General features: G+C 40.3%; 13 protein-coding genes. All 13 read right to left on the bottom strand.

Annotation, left to right across the window (positions count from 1 at the left end):
- Window positions 1-18: 18 nt before the first annotated feature.
- The 13 genes from ACQ4KW_RS06460 to rpoN all read right to left on the bottom strand — a co-directional run bounded on the left by ACQ4KW_RS06460 (window position 19) and on the right by rpoN (window position 16,835).
- The gene (locus ACQ4KW_RS06460) at window positions 19-861 is read right to left on the bottom strand and encodes a Cof-type HAD-IIB family hydrolase (protein WP_430885718.1); all 843 of its coding nucleotides are present in this window, start codon (window positions 859-861) and stop codon (window positions 19-21) included.
- A complete protein-coding gene (locus ACQ4KW_RS06455; RefSeq protein WP_430885717.1) occupies window positions 858-1,745 on the bottom strand; it encodes a GGDEF domain-containing protein in 888 nt (295 codons plus the stop codon). The genes ACQ4KW_RS06460 and ACQ4KW_RS06455 overlap by 4 nt, the downstream gene beginning before the upstream one ends.
- A 299-nt stretch (window positions 1,746-2,044) precedes the next feature.
- Window positions 2,045-4,177, bottom strand: coding sequence for a ribonuclease R (gene rnr / locus ACQ4KW_RS06450; protein WP_430885716.1), 2,133 nt, complete (start codon window positions 4,175-4,177; stop codon window positions 2,045-2,047).
- A gap of 348 nt (window positions 4,178-4,525) precedes the next feature.
- A complete protein-coding gene (locus ACQ4KW_RS06445) occupies window positions 4,526-6,511 on the bottom strand; it encodes a sodium-translocating pyrophosphatase (protein ID WP_430885715.1) in 1,986 nt (661 codons plus the stop codon).
- Between the two features lie 250 nt (window positions 6,512-6,761).
- Entirely contained in the window at window positions 6,762-6,992 is a 231-nt protein-coding gene (secG, locus tag ACQ4KW_RS06440; RefSeq protein WP_430885714.1) for a preprotein translocase subunit SecG, read from the bottom strand.
- Window positions 6,993-7,286: 294 nt separating this feature from the next.
- Window positions 7,287-8,576 (bottom strand): phosphopyruvate hydratase, encoded by a 1,290-nt coding sequence (gene eno, locus ACQ4KW_RS06435; protein WP_430885713.1) that lies wholly within the window; start codon window positions 8,574-8,576, stop codon window positions 7,287-7,289.
- Between the two features lie 176 nt (window positions 8,577-8,752).
- Window positions 8,753-10,279, bottom strand: coding sequence for a 2,3-bisphosphoglycerate-independent phosphoglycerate mutase (gpmI, locus tag ACQ4KW_RS06430; RefSeq protein ID WP_430885712.1), 1,527 nt, complete (start codon window positions 10,277-10,279; stop codon window positions 8,753-8,755).
- A gap of 143 nt (window positions 10,280-10,422) precedes the next feature.
- Window positions 10,423-11,169, bottom strand: coding sequence for a triose-phosphate isomerase (gene tpiA, locus ACQ4KW_RS06425; RefSeq protein WP_430885711.1), 747 nt, complete (start codon window positions 11,167-11,169; stop codon window positions 10,423-10,425).
- A gap of 24 nt (window positions 11,170-11,193) precedes the next feature.
- Window positions 11,194-12,387, bottom strand: coding sequence for a phosphoglycerate kinase (locus ACQ4KW_RS06420; protein WP_430886546.1), 1,194 nt, complete (start codon window positions 12,385-12,387; stop codon window positions 11,194-11,196).
- Between the two features lie 179 nt (window positions 12,388-12,566).
- Entirely contained in the window at window positions 12,567-13,574 is a 1,008-nt protein-coding gene (gap, locus tag ACQ4KW_RS06415) for a type I glyceraldehyde-3-phosphate dehydrogenase (RefSeq protein WP_430885710.1), read from the bottom strand.
- Between the two features lie 15 nt (window positions 13,575-13,589).
- Entirely contained in the window at window positions 13,590-14,654 is a 1,065-nt protein-coding gene (locus tag ACQ4KW_RS06410; RefSeq protein WP_430885709.1) for a sugar-binding transcriptional regulator, read from the bottom strand.
- A gap of 289 nt (window positions 14,655-14,943) precedes the next feature.
- On the bottom strand, window positions 14,944-15,387 hold the full coding sequence (locus tag ACQ4KW_RS06405) for a GNAT family N-acetyltransferase (RefSeq protein ID WP_430885708.1): 444 nt from the start codon (window positions 15,385-15,387) through the stop codon (window positions 14,944-14,946).
- A 38-nt stretch (window positions 15,388-15,425) separates the two neighbouring features.
- The gene (rpoN, locus tag ACQ4KW_RS06400) at window positions 15,426-16,835 is read right to left on the bottom strand and encodes an RNA polymerase factor sigma-54 (protein WP_430885707.1); all 1,410 of its coding nucleotides are present in this window, start codon (window positions 16,833-16,835) and stop codon (window positions 15,426-15,428) included.
- Window positions 16,836-17,051: the final 216 nt, after the last annotated feature.

The raw sequence follows: 17,051 nt of genomic DNA, 5'->3' as shown, positions 1-17,051 counted from the left end.
TATAAGAAGTATAAAGGTCTACCCTACATTTTCATAATCAGACCTTTTCGATAGAACATATTTTTCAAGAGCCCATGCCACGCCATCTTCTTCATGGTGTACAGCTATATCATCTGCCACTGCCTTAACACTGTCTCTTGCGTTATCCATAGCCACACCAATCCCTGCTGTTTCTATCATTTCAATGTCATTGTCATTGTCACCCATAGCCATAATTTCATCCGTAGAAATGCCATAAAGTTCAGCAAGGGTCTTGAGAGCACTCCCCTTACTCACATTGTCATTCATAATATCAATAAGACCTGGTGCAGACTGAACCACTGTCAGTCCCTTTATAGTCTTAATCTCTTCTGCAATCTTAGGGGATATTTCTTCATCAATCAGATTGAATCCCATTTTCAAGACATTGACCGAATGACCAATCAAACTTTTCACATCTGGAACCAACTTGGTTTTTATGCCCCTATCCCCAAATTTTTCTGACATGCTTACAATATACTCAAATAGAGGGCCATTTTTTTCAGCATAAACAGTGTCTTCATCGTAAAAATGAAAATAATGGTCATACTTTCTAAAAACGTCTACCACTTGATTGACAACTTCTGCTTTCATCGCACTCATGTGTAAAACTTGACCAGTGGATGGATTTTTAATAATAGCGCCGTTACACCCAATCACAGGAGCATCCAACTTCAGGTAGTCTGCATAAGGTTTGACAGCTGAGTATATACGTCCTGTACATAAAACAAATGGAACGCCCATTTGTCTTGCTTCCTGTATTGCCTTTTCATTCTCAGGACTGATCCTTCCATCACTATTCAAAAGGGTTCCATCCATGTCACTTACAACTAGTTTTATCACTCTTTCACGTCCTTTTTACACGAAACTAAAACAATCTGACCTCTTCCACTTTCCTTTGCTTGGTAGAGGGCTTTGTCTGCCTTTGTCAAAATGTCATCTGGAGAATCTGTATTCTTCCAGTAGGCCACACCAAAACTGACCTTTGACGCAACACTATACTTTTCAACAACTGTCTTATATGCTGCTTGAATTTCATCCAGTTTCTCAAGCACATGGCTCTTATCCGCCACAATAATCATACTAAACTCATCTCCACCCCAACGACTCAAAACTGTGCTTTCATCAATCAGAGGCTTTAAACGCTTTGAAAACTGGACTAGAATTTCATCAGCCACAAGATGGCCTAGGCTATCATTTATTTGTTTAAATTTATCTAAATCAAATAGAACCACATAATGGTCATGGTCTATCATTTTTCGCTCGTCATATGTTTGTTTCAGTATTTCATTAAAAGCTCGTCTATTTTTAAGCTTGGTCAGTTCATCATAATTTGCTTGGTGTCCAAGTTTTTCATTCATGTTTTCTAAAAGGCTTCGGTATTTTTCCTGTTCTTTCTTTTGCTTGTCATAGGCATCAGCGAAATTCTTTATGATATAAAAACATGCCAATTGAATGAGTGGAATTTGTATTAACCTGTCTCTGAATTGGGCCGAGGGACTATGCTGGGGTATCATTTCTGGGTGTAAGTATTCTAGTACATGTAGACAAACAAAGACCATTATTAAACTGCCTATAAGCCCATTTCTAACCTTTCCCTTAAAAAGATACACAATGCATATCAACATTAAAAAAGTATAGGCTATACCATTGTTGGCACTCCCGCCTGAATCCACAAATGCAAAGGGTAAAAATACAAAGATCAGGTATAAGAAATATACAATCATGCCTCCAAAAGGATGCCAATGTTCCTTATATGTCTTCAAACTGACTAGGGACACTAAAAACAGTATTCCCCACTTCCAATTCAAAAACATAGGAAATCCCGATATGATATTTCCTAGAATAGAAAGAATAGAAAGCACAGAAGCTGTCATAAGTATGGTCTTATATAAACGGTTCTCAAGCAAAACATCACCTTCATATCTATTAAGAAAGAGAGAAGCGATAGGCTTCTCTCATCTTGTGAAAATTTTTGAATGCCCCACCTGGCAAGGCTAGTAAGAATCACTTTGCTCCATGATGCTTAATAAGCGGAGCTAAGTTTTTCGACAATATAGAAATCTATTTCACGTAGATCCACATTAACCCTTTCCACTCGAACAAGAACTCTGTCCCCTATGCGGTAGGTGTTCTTCGTTCGCTCACCAACAAGTTGCATGTTTTCTTCATCATAATAGTAATAATCGTCATCAAGAAGATTCATTCTAGTAAGGCCTTCAACTGTGTTGTCAAGTTCCGTGAAAACACCAAAACTGGTCACTGATGATATAAGACCTTCAAACTCTTCACCAACATAATCCAGCATATACTCACACATTTTAATGTCATCTGTTTCGCGTTCTGCCTTTTCAGCCACACGCTCCTGCTCTGATGACTGCTCTGATGCATACAGTACAGTTTGCTCCAGTTGCTCAATTCGCTTTGGATTCAGCTTGTTTTGAAGCATTTCTCTTATGATCCTATGGATCTGAAGGTCTGGATAGCGGCGTATAGGTGAAGTGAAGTGACAGTAATAGTCCGCTGCTAGGCCAAAGTGTCCTTCATTTGCCGGTGAATACTTGGCCTGCTTTAATGACCGAAGCATCATCTTGCTAATTATACGTTCCTCAGGTTTTCCTTCAACTTTTTCAAGTAGATTTTGAACCGCTTTAGGATGTAATTCACCCTGGGCGCCTTTTACAAAGAATCCAAAGTTATGGATGAACTTATTAAAGGCCACAATTTTCTCTTCATCTGGCATTTCGTGAATACGATAAACAAAAGGCAGGTCCAGCCAGTGCATATGTTCAGCCACTGTTTCGTTGGCAGCTAGCATGAATTCTTCAATAATCCTGTTGGCAATCCGTCTTTCTGATCTTTTGATTTCAACGGGCTTGCCTTTTTCATCCACTATAATTTTAGCTTCAGGGAAATTGAAGTCTATGGCACCACGTCTTTCACGCTTCTTTCGAAGTATCAAAGACAGTTCTTCCATGGCCTTGAATGTATCAAATAGGTATTCATAAGCCTTTAGTTCTGGTCTGTCCACATTTTCAAGTATATCCGAAACGTCTGTATAGACCATTCGTTCATTTGTCTTTATAACGGACTCAAAGATTTCATGGTCAACAACGCCACCATTTTGATCAATTTCCATCATACATGTCATAGTCAATCGGTCAACTTTTGGATTCAAACTGCAAATGCCGTTAGACAGTCGTCTGGGTAGCATTGGTATCACGCGGTCAACCAAATACACACTTGTTGCTCGTTTCAAGGCTTCCTTATCAAGAGGTGAGCCCTCTTTAACATAATGCGTAACATCGGCTATATGGACCCATAACTTAAAGTTGCCATTTTCCTGTCTTTCAATTGATACAGCATCATCAAGGTCCTTGGCATCTGCGCCATCAATTGTTATGGTTGTCATATCGCGCAAATCTTTTCGACGCTTGATCTCTCCATCTTCAACTTCTTGAGGAACATTGTCTGCAGCCGCTAAGACTTTTCTCGGGAAATCTTCAGGCAAAGAATACTTTCTGATAACGGATAATATATCCGTACCAGGGTCACCTTTCTTACCGAGAATCTCAATGACTTTTCCTTCTGGATTTCGTCTGCCTTTAGGCCACTTCGTGATTTTTACAACAACCTTGTCACCCGTTTCTGCACCCGCACTTAAAGCACCCGGCACATATATATCCATATTAATTTTACGGTTGTCTGGCAATACAAAACCAAAGTCCTTGCTTTGTTCAAATGTACCCACAACTTCAGCATTGGCTCTTTCGATAATCTTGATGACAGTGCCTTCTGGCCGTCTATCACCTTCAGCCTTTTGCGTTAGTTTGACCATAACTATATCATCATTCATTGCACCTTCCAGTTCAGATGCAGGAATGAAAACGTCCTTAACCGATTTGTCTTCTGGAATAAGAAAAGCAAAGCCCTTTAATGTGCTCTGAACACGACCCGTTACCATTCCAAAAACTTCTGGAAGGCCATATTTTTTCTTTTTCGTCTTGATAACCAGACCCTGTTCTTCCATTTTTTCAAGAATTGAAAAAAACATTTGATACTCCGATTTATTGATTTCGAAGTCAATTGCAATGTCAATGTCTGCAATGGGGCGATTCTGTTCTGCTAAATAATCAAGTATTTTTTCCTGTATGTTCATAGGAATACCCCCTTTTTAGTATAGTTCCATTATAACATACGAATCCAGTGTCTCTTAAACTCTGACTTCGATTTAACTTTAAATTTTCATATGGTACAGCCTTTTACCCTATTTTTATTTATGCCCATTTGTGACCCATAACAATCTTCAAGAAGACAATACAAACTTTTTAGATTGCGGAGTCCAGACGCATTAACTTTCGTACAATTCCCTATGCTTAATAAGCAGATCACATAGACCCTTTGACCCATCTGATTTAATTTCATTCTCTAGGCTTTACATGTACAAAAAGAGCCTCCTCAAGTTGAGAAGACTCTTCATAAAAGGCTAAAACCTTATTAACTTCAATTATAGAAGTGGACCAAACGATGAGAATAGAGGCGCAAATACAAGCGCAACGATTGTCATAAGTTTGATAAGAATGTTGATAGATGGACCAGAAGTATCCTTGAATGGATCACCTACAGTATCGCCAACAACAGCAGCCTTATGTGGATCGCTACCCTTGCCACCGAAGTGACCTTCTTCAATGTACTTCTTCGCGTTATCCCATGCACCACCAGCGTTTGCCATGAAGATCGCCATAAGAACACCTGTTACAAGTGCACCTGATAGCATACCGCCAAGAGCTTCTGCGCCAAGTAGTAAACCAACAACGATTGGTGCTAGAACAGCCATAAGGCCAGGAACCATCATTTCCTTAAGTGCTGCAGCAGTAGAAATATCTACACACTTAGCATACTCAGGCGTTGCAGTACCTTCCATAACACCAGGAATATCTCTGAACTGACGACGAACTTCTTCGATCATCTGGAAAGCTGCCTTACCAACAGATTCCATTGTCATAGCTGAGAATAGGAATGGTAGCATACCACCAATAAATAGACCAACTACAACTGTAGGCTTAAGTACAGAGATTGTTTCAAGACCAACTGCTTGTGAGTAAGAAGCAAATAGAGACAGAGCAGTCAGTGCCGCTGAACCAATTGCAAAACCTTTACCAATAGCAGCAGTTGTGTTACCAACAGCATCTAGCTTGTCAGTGATTTCGCGAACTTCACTCGGTAGTTCGCACATTTCAGCAATACCACCAGCGTTATCAGCGATTGGACCGTAAGCATCAACTGCAACTGTAATACCAGCTGTAGAAAGCATACCTACTGCTGCAAGTGCGATACCGTAAAGACCCATAAACTTAAATGCAACAAGCGTTGCGATTGAGATAAAGATGATTGGCATTGCTGTAGATTCCATACCTACTGCAAGACCAGAGATAATTGTCGTAGCAGGACCTGTTTCAGACTGCTTTGCAATTTTCTTAACATGCTTGTACTCACCAGAAGTATAAACTTCTGTTACATAACCAATCAGCATACCAGCCGCTAGACCAGCAGTGATTGCCCAGAAAGCATTTAGGTTGCCAAAATACATGTTTGATAGGAAGAATGCCGCTACAATAACGATTCCGCCTGCTACGTAAGTTGACATTTTAAGTGCTTTATGTGGGTCAGAACCTTCTTCGCCTTTAACAAAGAAAGTACCGATGATTGATGCAATGATACCAAGTGCAGAAAGAGCAAGTGGGAACATAGCACCTTCCATACCGTACGCTAGTGTACCAAGTGTTAGCGACGCGATAATAGAACCAACATATGATTCAAATAGATCGGCACCCATACCAGCAACATCACCAACGTTGTCACCTACGTTATCTGCGATAACGGCAGGGTTACGTGGATCATCCTCAGGGATACCAGCTTCTACTTTACCTACAAGGTCAGCACCAACGTCAGCAGCTTTCGTATAAATACCACCGCCAACACGTGCAAATAGTGCGATAGATGACGCACCAAGACCAAAACCAGTGATAAGGCTTGGATCTTTAAAGATTACATACAGGATGCCAACGCCTAGAAGACCTAGACCAACAACTGACATACCCATTACAGCACCACCAGAAAAAGCAACTGATAGAGCTCTGTTCATTCCATTTTCCATAGCAGCATTTGCAGTACGAACGTTTGCTTTTGTAGCAACACGCATACCGATGAAACCTGCCGCACCTGAGAAAGATGCACCTAGAATAAATGAAACGCCTGTTTCCCACCCGATACCTACAATAATAACGGCTGCAACAATAGCAGCGAAAATAACCAGAGACTTATACTCACGTCTCATGAATGCCATAGCACCCTCTTGAATGTACGTTGCAATTTCGTCCATTCTCTTTGAACCTGAGCTGACAGTGTTGATTCTGCTTGACGCTAAGTAAAATGCAAAAATAAGTGCTACAACACCAATGCCAGCAGCAATTAGACCCATGTCGAAGTTCATTGCTGATCCTCCTTAACCTACGATTAAATTATTTCCCAATTTTGGGTTGACTCATTTGTGGAAATCGATCGTCTCATCGATTTCTTCACAAGAAAAAAATAAGATTCGACATACTCAAAGCCCACAAGTGGGCTTTGGAATTGCGAAACTTATTCATTTGCCTGGAAGTGTTCTTCATCAATACGGTAAACCCCATTACATTCTTTTTATCTAGTACGTAATGACGTAACTTCTCCCAAACATGAAAAAATTATTGCATGATAACGAGCAATAGCGCGCCTGCAATAAAGACGATTGCGGCAATCTTCGTAATGCGGTCAAACACGGCTTCCATACCGTGAGCTTTTTGCTTGCCCCAGATCTGTTCAGCGCCACCGCCGATTGATCCAGAAAGACCTGCACGCTTACCTGATTGAAGTAAAATACTTGCGATCAGTGCAAGGCATGCCAATACGAAGACTGCAGTGACTAGCATAGTCATTGCAACTCCTCCTCTGTTCTTCATTAACAAGCACATTTTATCACAGCGTAATATAGAAAGCAACAAGATTTCAAGGGTTTAAGCCTTTGAAAACCTTTTCCTATTTTCAGTGTGATAGAACGCATTTGTAGATATTTTCAATTTAAATCATTTACCTTATTTATTCATGAAAAGGTAATGGATTAAACAAACATGACTCTGTTTGATATAGAACTTAATAAGGAGAAGCTTACACCAAACGGCATAAGCTCCTCGAAACTATATTCTATATAGTAAATGTCTTTTTGGTAAAGACTACTTTAGGTTGAAGAATGCTTTCATACCTGGGTATTCTGATAGGTAATCAAGTTCATCTTCAATTCTAAGAAGTTGGTTGTACTTAGCAACACGGTCAGTACGTGCTGGAGCGCCTGTCTTGATTTGACCAGCGTTTAGAGCAACTGCAACGTCTGCAATTGTTGAATCCGCTGTTTCACCAGAACGGTGAGAAATCACGCAAGTGTAACCCGCACGGTTAGCCATTTGAATCGCATCAAGTGTCTCTGTAAGAGAACCGATTTGGTTTAGCTTGATTAGGATTGAGTTACCGCAACCAGTTTCAATACCTTTTGAAAGTCTTTCAACGTTTGTTACGAATAGGTCATCACCAACGATCTGAATCTTGTTTCCAAGCTTCTCAGTCATTAGCTTCCAGCCTTCCCAATCTTCTTCGTCAAGGCCATCTTCAATAGAAACGATTGGGTACTTGTCTACTAGGTTTGCGTAGAAATCAACCATTTCTTCAGATGTCATTTCAATGCCTTCACCAGAAAGCTTGTATTTGCCTGACGCTTTGTCGTATAGCTCAGTTGCAGCAACGTCCATAGCTAGACGGATTTCTTCGCCTGGCTTGTAGCCTGCAGCTTCAATAGCTTCAATAATAACTTGAAGTGCTTCTTCGTTAGAAGAAAGGTTTGGAGCGAAACCACCTTCGTCACCCACACCTGTAGCTAGACCTTTAGCTGTAAGAACTTTCTTTAGGTTATGGTAGATTTCAGCGCCTGTACGTAGAGCTTCCTTGAAGCTTTCAGCAGCAACTGGCATTACCATGAACTCTTGAATATCAACGTTGTTGTCAGCATGCTCGCCACCATTTAGGATGTTCATCATAGGCACTGGCAGTTGCTTTGCATTCACGCCACCGATGTATTGGTATAGAGGAAGACCTAGAGTGTTAGATGCAGCCTTAGCTGTTGCCAGTGAAACGCCAAGAATAGCATTTGCACCTAGCTTACCTTTATTAGGCGTACCATCTAGAGAGATCATAGCCTTATCAATACCGATTTGATCAAAAGCATCCATACCGATGATTTCTGGAGCAATGATATCATTTACATTTTCAACAGCTTTAGATACACCTTTACCTAGGTATCTGCCCTTGTCACCATCACGAAGCTCAACCGCTTCAAAAGCACCTGTAGATGCACCTGATGGAACTGCTGCACGGCCCATTGTGCCGTCTTCTAGATAAACTTCTACTTCTACTGTAGGATTACCACGTGAGTCAAGAATTTCTCTACCGTAAACACCAACGATTGTTGACATACTAATACCTCCATTAGCCTTGATAGTTTTATAATAAACCGTCCCATGACGATTTATAATTGTTGTCAGTAAGTATCGGGGACATTTTCACCCTGTCCCCATGTATCGATTCCGTCCCGGGTACCGATAAACAAGGGCTTTTTAGAAATACTTCCAAAAGCCTACTATTGCATTTTCTATTTAATTAAAGACGTGCCTGTCATTTCAGCAGGTTGTTCTAGCTTTAATAGTTGAAGAAGTGTCGGTGCAAAGTCACATAACTTGCCATCAGTTCTTAGTGAAACGTCTCCTGCACCTGCTAGAATACAAGGTACAACATTGGTTGTATGTGCTGTCATAGGTTTTTGAGTCACAGGATCAACCATTGTTTCAGCATTACCATGGTCTGCAGTGATAATAACTTGACCACCCATATTCACTATTTTATCGCATACTTTTGCAAAGCAGTCATCTATAACTTCTACAGCCTTAACAGCTGCATCAAATACACCTGTATGACCTACCATATCAGGATTTGCAAAGTTCAGCACAATAAAATCATACTTGTCTTCATCAAGTTTAGCAAGAAGGGTGTCCGTCACTTCATACGCTGACATTTCAGGTTGAAGATCATATGTTGCGACCTTCGGTGAAGGAATCAGTGCACGATCCTCGCCTGGATTCGCTTCCTCAACACCGCCGTTAAAGAAGAACGTAACATGGGCATACTTTTCTGTTTCAGCAATTCTAAGCTGGTTCAGACCTTGTGCACTTACATACTCACCCAGTGTGTTAGTAATGGTTTGCGGTTTGAATGCAACACTTACACCTTCTATTGTAACATCATATTGTGTTAGGCATACATACTCAAGGTCAAATCTTTCACGAGCAAATCCGTCAAACTCAACATCAACCAGGGCACGCGTCAATTCACGGGCACGGTCTGGTCTGAAGTTAAAGAAAATAACCGAATCATTTTCTCTAAGTTGCCCAGTGGCTTTGCCATCCTTAAGAATAACTGTAGGCAGAACAAACTCATCATTCTCACCTTTTTCATAAGAACTTTCAACCGCTTCAACGGCTGATTGTGCAGTTTGACCTTCAGATTTGACAATGGCATTGTAAGCAAGTTCCACACGCTCCCAACGCTTGTCACGATCCATTGCGTAATAGCGACCTGATACAGTGGCAATTTCACCAATGCCAACAGACGCCATATGGGCTTCAAGTTCTTCAATATATTGAACAGCACTTCTTGGTGGTGTATCACGACCATCTAGGAAGGCATGTACATAAATATTATTTAAGCCCTTCTTTTTAGCCATATCAACAAGACCCTTAAGGTGGTTAATATGACTGTGGACACCGCCATCAGAAAGCAGACCCATTACATGAAGACTGCGGTTTTCTATGAGTGCATTGTCCATAGCCTTTACAAGGGATTCGTTTTCAAAGAAATCTCCATCCTTGATAGACTTTGTGATACGTGTCAGCTCTTGATAAACCACGCGACCTGCACCAATGTTCAAATGGCCAACTTCAGAGTTCCCCATTTGTCCATCTGGCAAACCAACGTCTAGACCACTAGCCGCCACTTTTGTATTTGGATATGTTGCCATATAACGGTCAAAGTTTGGCGTATTGGCATGCTCAATAGCATTTCCAACTTCCGCCTTATTAACACCCCAACCATCTAAAATAACGAGTGCAACAGGTTTTTTCATTGTTTCATCAGCTCCTTAAGCCTAGACTAGTCGTACAAATAATTCGAAAATGCAGGTCCTATGGCAGTATGTTGCTTCATAGAGAATAATCATACGGCCATAGGCTGCACTAAAATCTTATAAATTTGCTTGATTCGTCCAGATTAAAAATTTACAAGTTGAACGAAGCTGTCTGGCTGAAGGCTTGCACCACCAACGAGTGCGCCATCAATATCTGATTCATTCATAATTTCTTCAACATTGGCCGGCTTAACACTGCCACCATATTGAATACGAACTTTTTCAGACACATTGTCATTGTAAAGTGCTGCAACTTCTTCGCGTATGAATGCTATCATATCATTTGCATCTGCGCTGCTTGCAGTTTTACCCGTACCAATCGCCCAAATCGGCTCATAAGCAACAACAACTTCAGCCGCTTTTTCTGCTGAAACATCTGCAAATGCCTTCTGGATTTGTACTTTAACAACATCTTTCATTTTACCAGACTCACGTTCTTCGAGAGTTTCTCCAACGCATAGTATTGGTCCAATACCCACTTCAAGAGCCTTAAGAACTTTTTTGTTGACTGTTTCATCTGTTTCAGCAAAGTATTGTCTTCTTTCTGAGTGACCGATGACAACAAAGTCAATATCTAGTTCTTTAAGCATTGCTGGTGCAATTTCACCAGTGAAAGCGCCGCTTTCTTCAAAGTGCATATTTTGTGCGCCAATTTTAATATTTGTACCATCAGCTGCCAGCTTTAGGTCTTTTAGAAGTGTTGCAGGTGCACAAACAACCACTTCAACATCTGTATCTTTTACTTGATCTTTGATAGCCGCAATAAACTCTACGCCTTCCTTGATCGTCTTATTCATTTTCCAGTTGCCTGCGATGATTGGCTTTCTCATTATAAGCTCTCCCTTCAGCGATAATTACTTATCGTTAAGCGCTACGATACCAGGTAGTTCTTTACCTTCTAGGAATTCAAGAGATGCACCGCCACCTGTTGAGATGTGCGTCATTTTGTCACCAAACCCTAGAATGTTTACAGCCGCTGCACTATCGCCACCGCCGATAATTGTTGTTGCATCTGACTCTGCAAGAGCTTCTGCAACTGCAATTGTACCCTTAGCAAAGTTCTCAAATTCGAATACGCCCATAGGACCATTCCAAACAACCGTTTTAGCTTCCTTCACTGCATCAGAGTAGATTTTTGCTGTTTTTGGTCCAATGTCAAGACCCATGTATCCATCAGCAATATTTTGATCTTCTGTTACAACAGGCGCCGCATCTGCAGCAAACTTGTCCGCTGTGATGTTGTCAACTGGTAGAAGAAGCTTAACACCTTTGGCATTAGCCTTGTCGATCATCTCTTTTGCATACTCTACTTTGTCGTCTTCAACAAGTGATGTTCCAATTGCGAAACCTTGCGCTTTAAGGAATGTGTATGCCATACCGCCACCGATTACAAGTGTATCAACTTTTTCGAGCAGATTGTTGATAACCTTGATTTTATCAGAAACCTTGGCACCACCAAGAATTGCTGCAAAAGGACGAACTGGCGTTTCAACAGCCGAACCAAGGAACTTGAGCTCTTTTTGAATAAGGTAGCCACAAGCTGCAGTGTCAAGGAACTGTGTAACACCAACAGTTGATGAATGCGCTCTGTGTGCTGTACCAAATGCGTCATTAACAAATAGGTCAGCCAGTGAAGCAAGGTCTTTTGATAGACCTTCGTCATTCTTTGTTTCGCCATTTCTAAAACGTGTGTTTTCAAGAAGAACAATATCGCCATCCTTCATTGAATCAACCGCTGCTTTTGTCTTTTCTCCAACAACTTCAGCTTCAGAATTAAAGATTACATTTGTATCAAGAAGGGCTGAAAGTCTCTTTGCAACAGGCGCTAAAGAAAGTTCAGGCTTGTACTCCCCTTTTGGTTTACCCATGTGTGAACAAAGAATTAGCTTAGCGCCATTCTCTTTAAGGTACTTAATCGTTGGAAGTGCTCCCTTGATTCTGCTTTCATCAGTGATTTTATCGCCATCAAGTGGAACATTGAAATCACAACGCACTAAGACACGCTTACCTTTTACTTCGATATCTTCGATCGATTTCTTGTCAAACATACTCATATGAAGATTCCTCCTGAAGAGTGCTCTATTTCCCGGATTATTCACGTAATCAACCCGTGAACGCGGTTCATTAATGGATTACGTGGATAATCCGGGTGCCTTTAAGTCTAACCTGTATAAGCCCTGAACCCCACTTGGGAGTTCAGGGCACTTAAGTATTTACTTCTTTTTAATTACATAGTTGCAATTTTCTTTGCAAGTCTTACAAGTTGTGCAGTGTAAGACATTTCATTGTCATACCATGTGATGATCTTAACAAGTTGCTTGCCTTCAACTTCCATAACACTTGTAGAAAGTGCATCAAATAGTGAACCAAACTTTGTTCCGATAATATCAGATGATACAATTGGATCTTCTGTGTAACCTAGTGTTTCGTTTGAAGCAGCCTTCATAGCAGCGTTTACTTCTTCAACCGTTACATTCTTGCCTAGTTCAACAACTAGATCTACAACAGAACCTGTAACCGTAGGAACACGTAGAGCCATACCGTCAAGCTTGCCAGCTAGTTCTGGAAGAACTTTACCAACAGCTACAGCAGCACCTGTTGACGTAGGAACGATGTTCGCAGCAGCAGCTCTACCTCTTCTTGCAGTGATAGGCTTAGCATGTGGTCCGTCAAGCGTGTTCTGGTCATTTGTGTAAGCATGAACTGTAGTCATGTAACCTTTTACTAGACCAAAGTTATCATTAAGAACCTTAGCAACTGGTGCTAGACAGTTTGTCGTACAAGATGCACCAGATAGGATTGTTTCAGAACCATCAAGAACATCATCATTTACATTGTAAACAATTGTCTTTAGATCGCCTTTAGCAGGTGCAGAAATTACAACCTTCTTAGCGCCAGCGTCGATGTGTGCTTGAGACTTTTCTTTTGATACGTAGAAACCAGTACATTCTAGTACAACGTCAACGTCTAGTTCGCCCCAAGGAAGATTCTTAGCATCTCTCTCAGCGTAAATTTTGATTTCTTTACCATCAACTGTGATAGAACCTTCACCAGCAGTGATTGCATCTTGCTTGTATCCACCTTGAGCAGTGTCATACTTTAGTAGGTATGCAAGGTCTTCAGCGTTTGTAAGATCGTTGATTGCAACAATTTCAAATTCCTCAGTACCGAACATAAGTCTGAATGCCAGTCTACCAATTCTACCAAACCCGTTGATTGCAACTTTAGTTTTCATTCTAAATTGTCCTCCTTAAGTGTGTTTATCCAAAATAATTTTAGCCACATTTTCATCGGTCACCAGGACCAAATTACGATTGAGTTTACAGATAGAAATTATAGCTTCCGCTTTTTCCTGTCCACTCGCTACGGCAATTAAATCTTCAATTGCCTTAAATTTATCGAGATCAATACCTATTGTACTGATTTCGTGCACTATTTCACCGGCTTCATTGAAGTAGTAACCAAAGGCTTCTGAAACTGCGCCCTTATCGATAATCTTACCAATTTCAACATCATCTAAACTTCTTCTTTCAGCCATTTTCTGAGCTTTCCCTATGCCAAAGGCCAAGATGCTCATGTTATCAAGGACTTGAATGATCTCCTTAATTTCTGGTTCTTTCTTTAGACTCTCAATCGCCGAAGCAGAAAGATTATCTGGTGTGTAAAGCATTCTATAATTTGAACCCAGCTTTTCAGCTAGTTTTTCAACAAGTGTGTTTGCCTGGTACTCTGTTTTCTTACCCAAACCACCACGTGCTGGAACAACTATTGCATTTTCCAGCGGGGTTTTTTCTTTTTTATAACCCTCAATAATGCTATAAACAGACGTACCACCAGTGATACCAATTACAGAGCCATCTCTAATAATAGATCTTAAATAATTAGAAGCGCTTCGGCCAAGTTCTTGAAGTGTCAATTCTTCATTCATAAGACCAGAGGACCCAATTATGACTTTCTTGATCTGAAGTTTTTCAGCAAGTTGAATTTCTAGGTCTCTCAGACCTCGTAAGTCATGGAAGAACATGGTCAACATTTCTAGCGCCAACTGTCCCTCTTGCGTAATGGCCATACCTTCCAGTGAAAACTCGACCAATCCTTGATCTTTTAGACGGTTGGCTTCCTTCCGGATCACACGTTCTGTCATATTCAGTTTTGTCGATAGACTGCGACGACCAACTGGTTGTAAGAAACTAACCATTTTCAATATGCTATATCTGTCTTCAAGAAGATCGACAGCCTCAGGCGCAACCATTCTTAGCACAGTTGATATTTCGTTGATTTTTACACAGTCAATGCACAATGGATTCTTTTGCATTGGAAGCCTCCTGGGACAATATTTGTCCGGGCGTATCTTTTTCGTCCCATCTGAAGTAAAAAAAATTTCTCCGTCAAATTAATCATACCATACCCCGTAGATGATTCCAAGTTTGAAGCTTATTTTTGATAACGTTTTCCTGTATTATCACTGTAAAATTTATATTAAGCCTTAGATTCTATGTCCTAGATCATTCTCTTAAATCAAGTGACCAGCTTCAGGAAAAAGCGACGTGTCCCTTGTCTTTAAATGAATAAAGCTATCTCAATAATGAGATAGCCTAGTCTTATCAATTTGGTCTTTTTATTTTCATGGTTATATGATCAATGCCAGCTTCTTTGAATATGTGTCCTTCACTGACAAATCCCAAGTTTTCATAAAAGGGAACGGCATCTTTTTGAGCATGCAACTCAACATCTAGAGCCTTTTCTTCCCAAGCCTTTTCTAATAGTGCTTTCATGATAACTTGCCCTAGTCCTTTACGCCGAAGATCCTTTAAAACGGCCACACGTCCAATGACATAATGACCTTTTTCTAGTTCGAACAGTCGTCCTGTGCCAACAGCGTCCTCCTTATGAAAGACCACAATGTGCCAAGCTGATTGGTCATAGCTATCTCTTTCAATATCTTTAGGAACGTTTTGTTCATACACAAAGACACATTCCCTGACCTTCCATGCTTTTTGTAGCGGACCACTTTTTCCGTGGAATACACAACACTTTAAATCTGTCATATCAAACCTCTTAAGACATCAAAATCATTATGACTTTTCTAGAATCTTTTACGCTTTGATGTTGCTGGTATATTGAGTTCATCCCTATACTTGGCTATAGTTCTTCTTGACACCTTTATTCCGGCCTTACCCAGTTCATTGGATATTTTTTGATCAGATAATGGCTTTTTAGGATTTTCAGATTGAACCAAGTCTTTTATAAGGACCTTGATGCTTTCCGCAGAAACGCCTTCGCCAAAGGCCCCTGTAACACCACTTTGGAAAAAGTGTTTCATTTCAAATAGCCCTTGACCACACTGAAGATATTTTCCATTGACAGCACGACTCACAGTGGACTCATGAACACCAATCTCATCTGCCACATCTTTCAAATTAAGTGGTTTTAAATACATAGGCCCTTTTTCAAAAAAGTCATATTGAAATTCAACAATAGACTCCACCACACGATAAATAGTGTTTCGTCTTTGTTCAATGCTCTTGATGAGTTTTAAGGCTGATGTCAACTTTTTATTTATATATCCTATGGCACTTTCATTCACAGACTCTTGTCTAAGCAAGCTTCTATAGTAAGAATTGATATAAAGTTTTGGCGCTGAGTTTTCGCTCACACGAATGATATACTTGCCATCCACCTTGTCCACATAGACATCTGGTGTAACATATCTTACATCTCTAAGGGAAGCGAACTCGCGTCCAGGCTTTGGTTCCAGTTTCCTAATTCGGTCACACGCCTTTTGAGTTTCTTCAAGAGGCACGTTTAAGGCCTTAGCAATTTTTTGAATTCGATTCGAAGCCAAGTCATCTAAATAGGAAGCAACAATTCTACACTCCAAGGAAACATCATCATCAAAATGCGTCAACTGAATCAAGAGACATTCCTCAAGTGATCTGGCTCCCACACCAGGTGGATCAAATGTCTGAATGGTCTGTATTACAGTTTCGGCACTATCTGGATCAAGGCCTGAATATCTTGACACTTCATCATAATCCACTTCTAAATATCCATTCTCATTGATGTTTTCAATAGCATATAAAGCAGCTTTTATTTCTTTTTCACTCAAGGTTGTCATTTGAAGCTGGAACTCAAGATGTTCGGATAAAGATTCTTCTGATGCAACAAAATTATCGTAGTTGACATCCTCTTTTTGTTCATAGCTCGTTTGGCGACCTCGACCATCTTCAAATTCACCAGCGACCTCTTTCCAGTCAATTTTGTCGTAAACATCTTCTTCATCAGATGATGTTTTCTCAGACTCGGCTTCCTTATTTGACACATCATCTGCATCTTCAGAAGTGTTTTGAAGCACTGGATTGCTAAGCAATTCGTCTTGAATGAACTCATTTAGTTCGAGTGAATTGTATTGTAGTATTTCTATCGCCTGTTTTAGTTCAGGCGTCATTATTAGTTTTTGCGTTTGAATCAAGTTCAAATTAAAGTTCATCTTCATCGCAAAACCCAACCCCATTCTTCTGCTGCGAATACCTGATCTGTATATAAATAATATTTTACAGGTTAACTATAGTATGAACACATATTCATTATAACAGTAAACCACCAGCATAGAAAGTTTTACATGCACTCAAAAAGTCTGATTTCACCAATCATTTTGAATGCGACACCAGACTTGAGCTAAAAATATCCAATTATACATCCTTCTTTTAAA

Origin of the sequence: Tianxiuia mixotrophica (genome assembly GCF_050596425.1) — a bacterium.
Taxonomy (GTDB): domain Bacteria; phylum Bacillota; class Clostridia; order Peptostreptococcales; family Acidaminobacteraceae.
Note: the sequence above shows the minus strand (reverse complement) of the source record. Positions and strands in the feature narration are given on the sequence as shown.

Bases quoted from the DNA above. Each gene is read 5' to 3' on its own strand.
- ACQ4KW_RS06455 (WP_430885717.1), bottom strand. From the start codon at position 1,745: ATGATTGTATATTTCTTATACCTGATCTTTGTATTTTTACCCTTTGCA.
- rnr (WP_430885716.1), bottom strand. From the start codon at position 4,177: ATGAACATACAGGAAAAAATACTTGATTATTTAGCAGAACAGAATCGC.
- ACQ4KW_RS06445 (WP_430885715.1), bottom strand. From the start codon at position 6,511: ATGAACTTCGACATGGGTCTAATTGCTGCTGGCATTGGTGTTGTAGCA.
- secG (WP_430885714.1), bottom strand. From the start codon at position 6,992: ATGACTATGCTAGTCACTGCAGTCTTCGTATTGGCATGCCTTGCACTG.
- eno (WP_430885713.1), bottom strand. From the start codon at position 8,576: ATGTCAACAATCGTTGGTGTTTACGGTAGAGAAATTCTTGACTCACGT.
- gpmI (WP_430885712.1), bottom strand. From the start codon at position 10,279: ATGAAAAAACCTGTTGCACTCGTTATTTTAGATGGTTGGGGTGTTAAT.
- tpiA (WP_430885711.1), bottom strand. From the start codon at position 11,169: ATGAGAAAGCCAATCATCGCAGGCAACTGGAAAATGAATAAGACGATC.
- ACQ4KW_RS06420 (WP_430886546.1), bottom strand. From the start codon at position 12,387: ATGTTTGACAAGAAATCGATCGAAGATATCGAAGTAAAAGGTAAGCGT.
- gap (WP_430885710.1), bottom strand. From the start codon at position 13,574: ATGAAAACTAAAGTTGCAATCAACGGGTTTGGTAGAATTGGTAGACTG.
- ACQ4KW_RS06410 (WP_430885709.1), bottom strand. From the start codon at position 14,654: ATGCAAAAGAATCCATTGTGCATTGACTGTGTAAAAATCAACGAAATA.
- ACQ4KW_RS06405 (WP_430885708.1), bottom strand. From the start codon at position 15,387: ATGACAGATTTAAAGTGTTGTGTATTCCACGGAAAAAGTGGTCCGCTA.
- rpoN (WP_430885707.1), bottom strand. From the start codon at position 16,835: ATGAAGATGAACTTTAATTTGAACTTGATTCAAACGCAAAAACTAATA.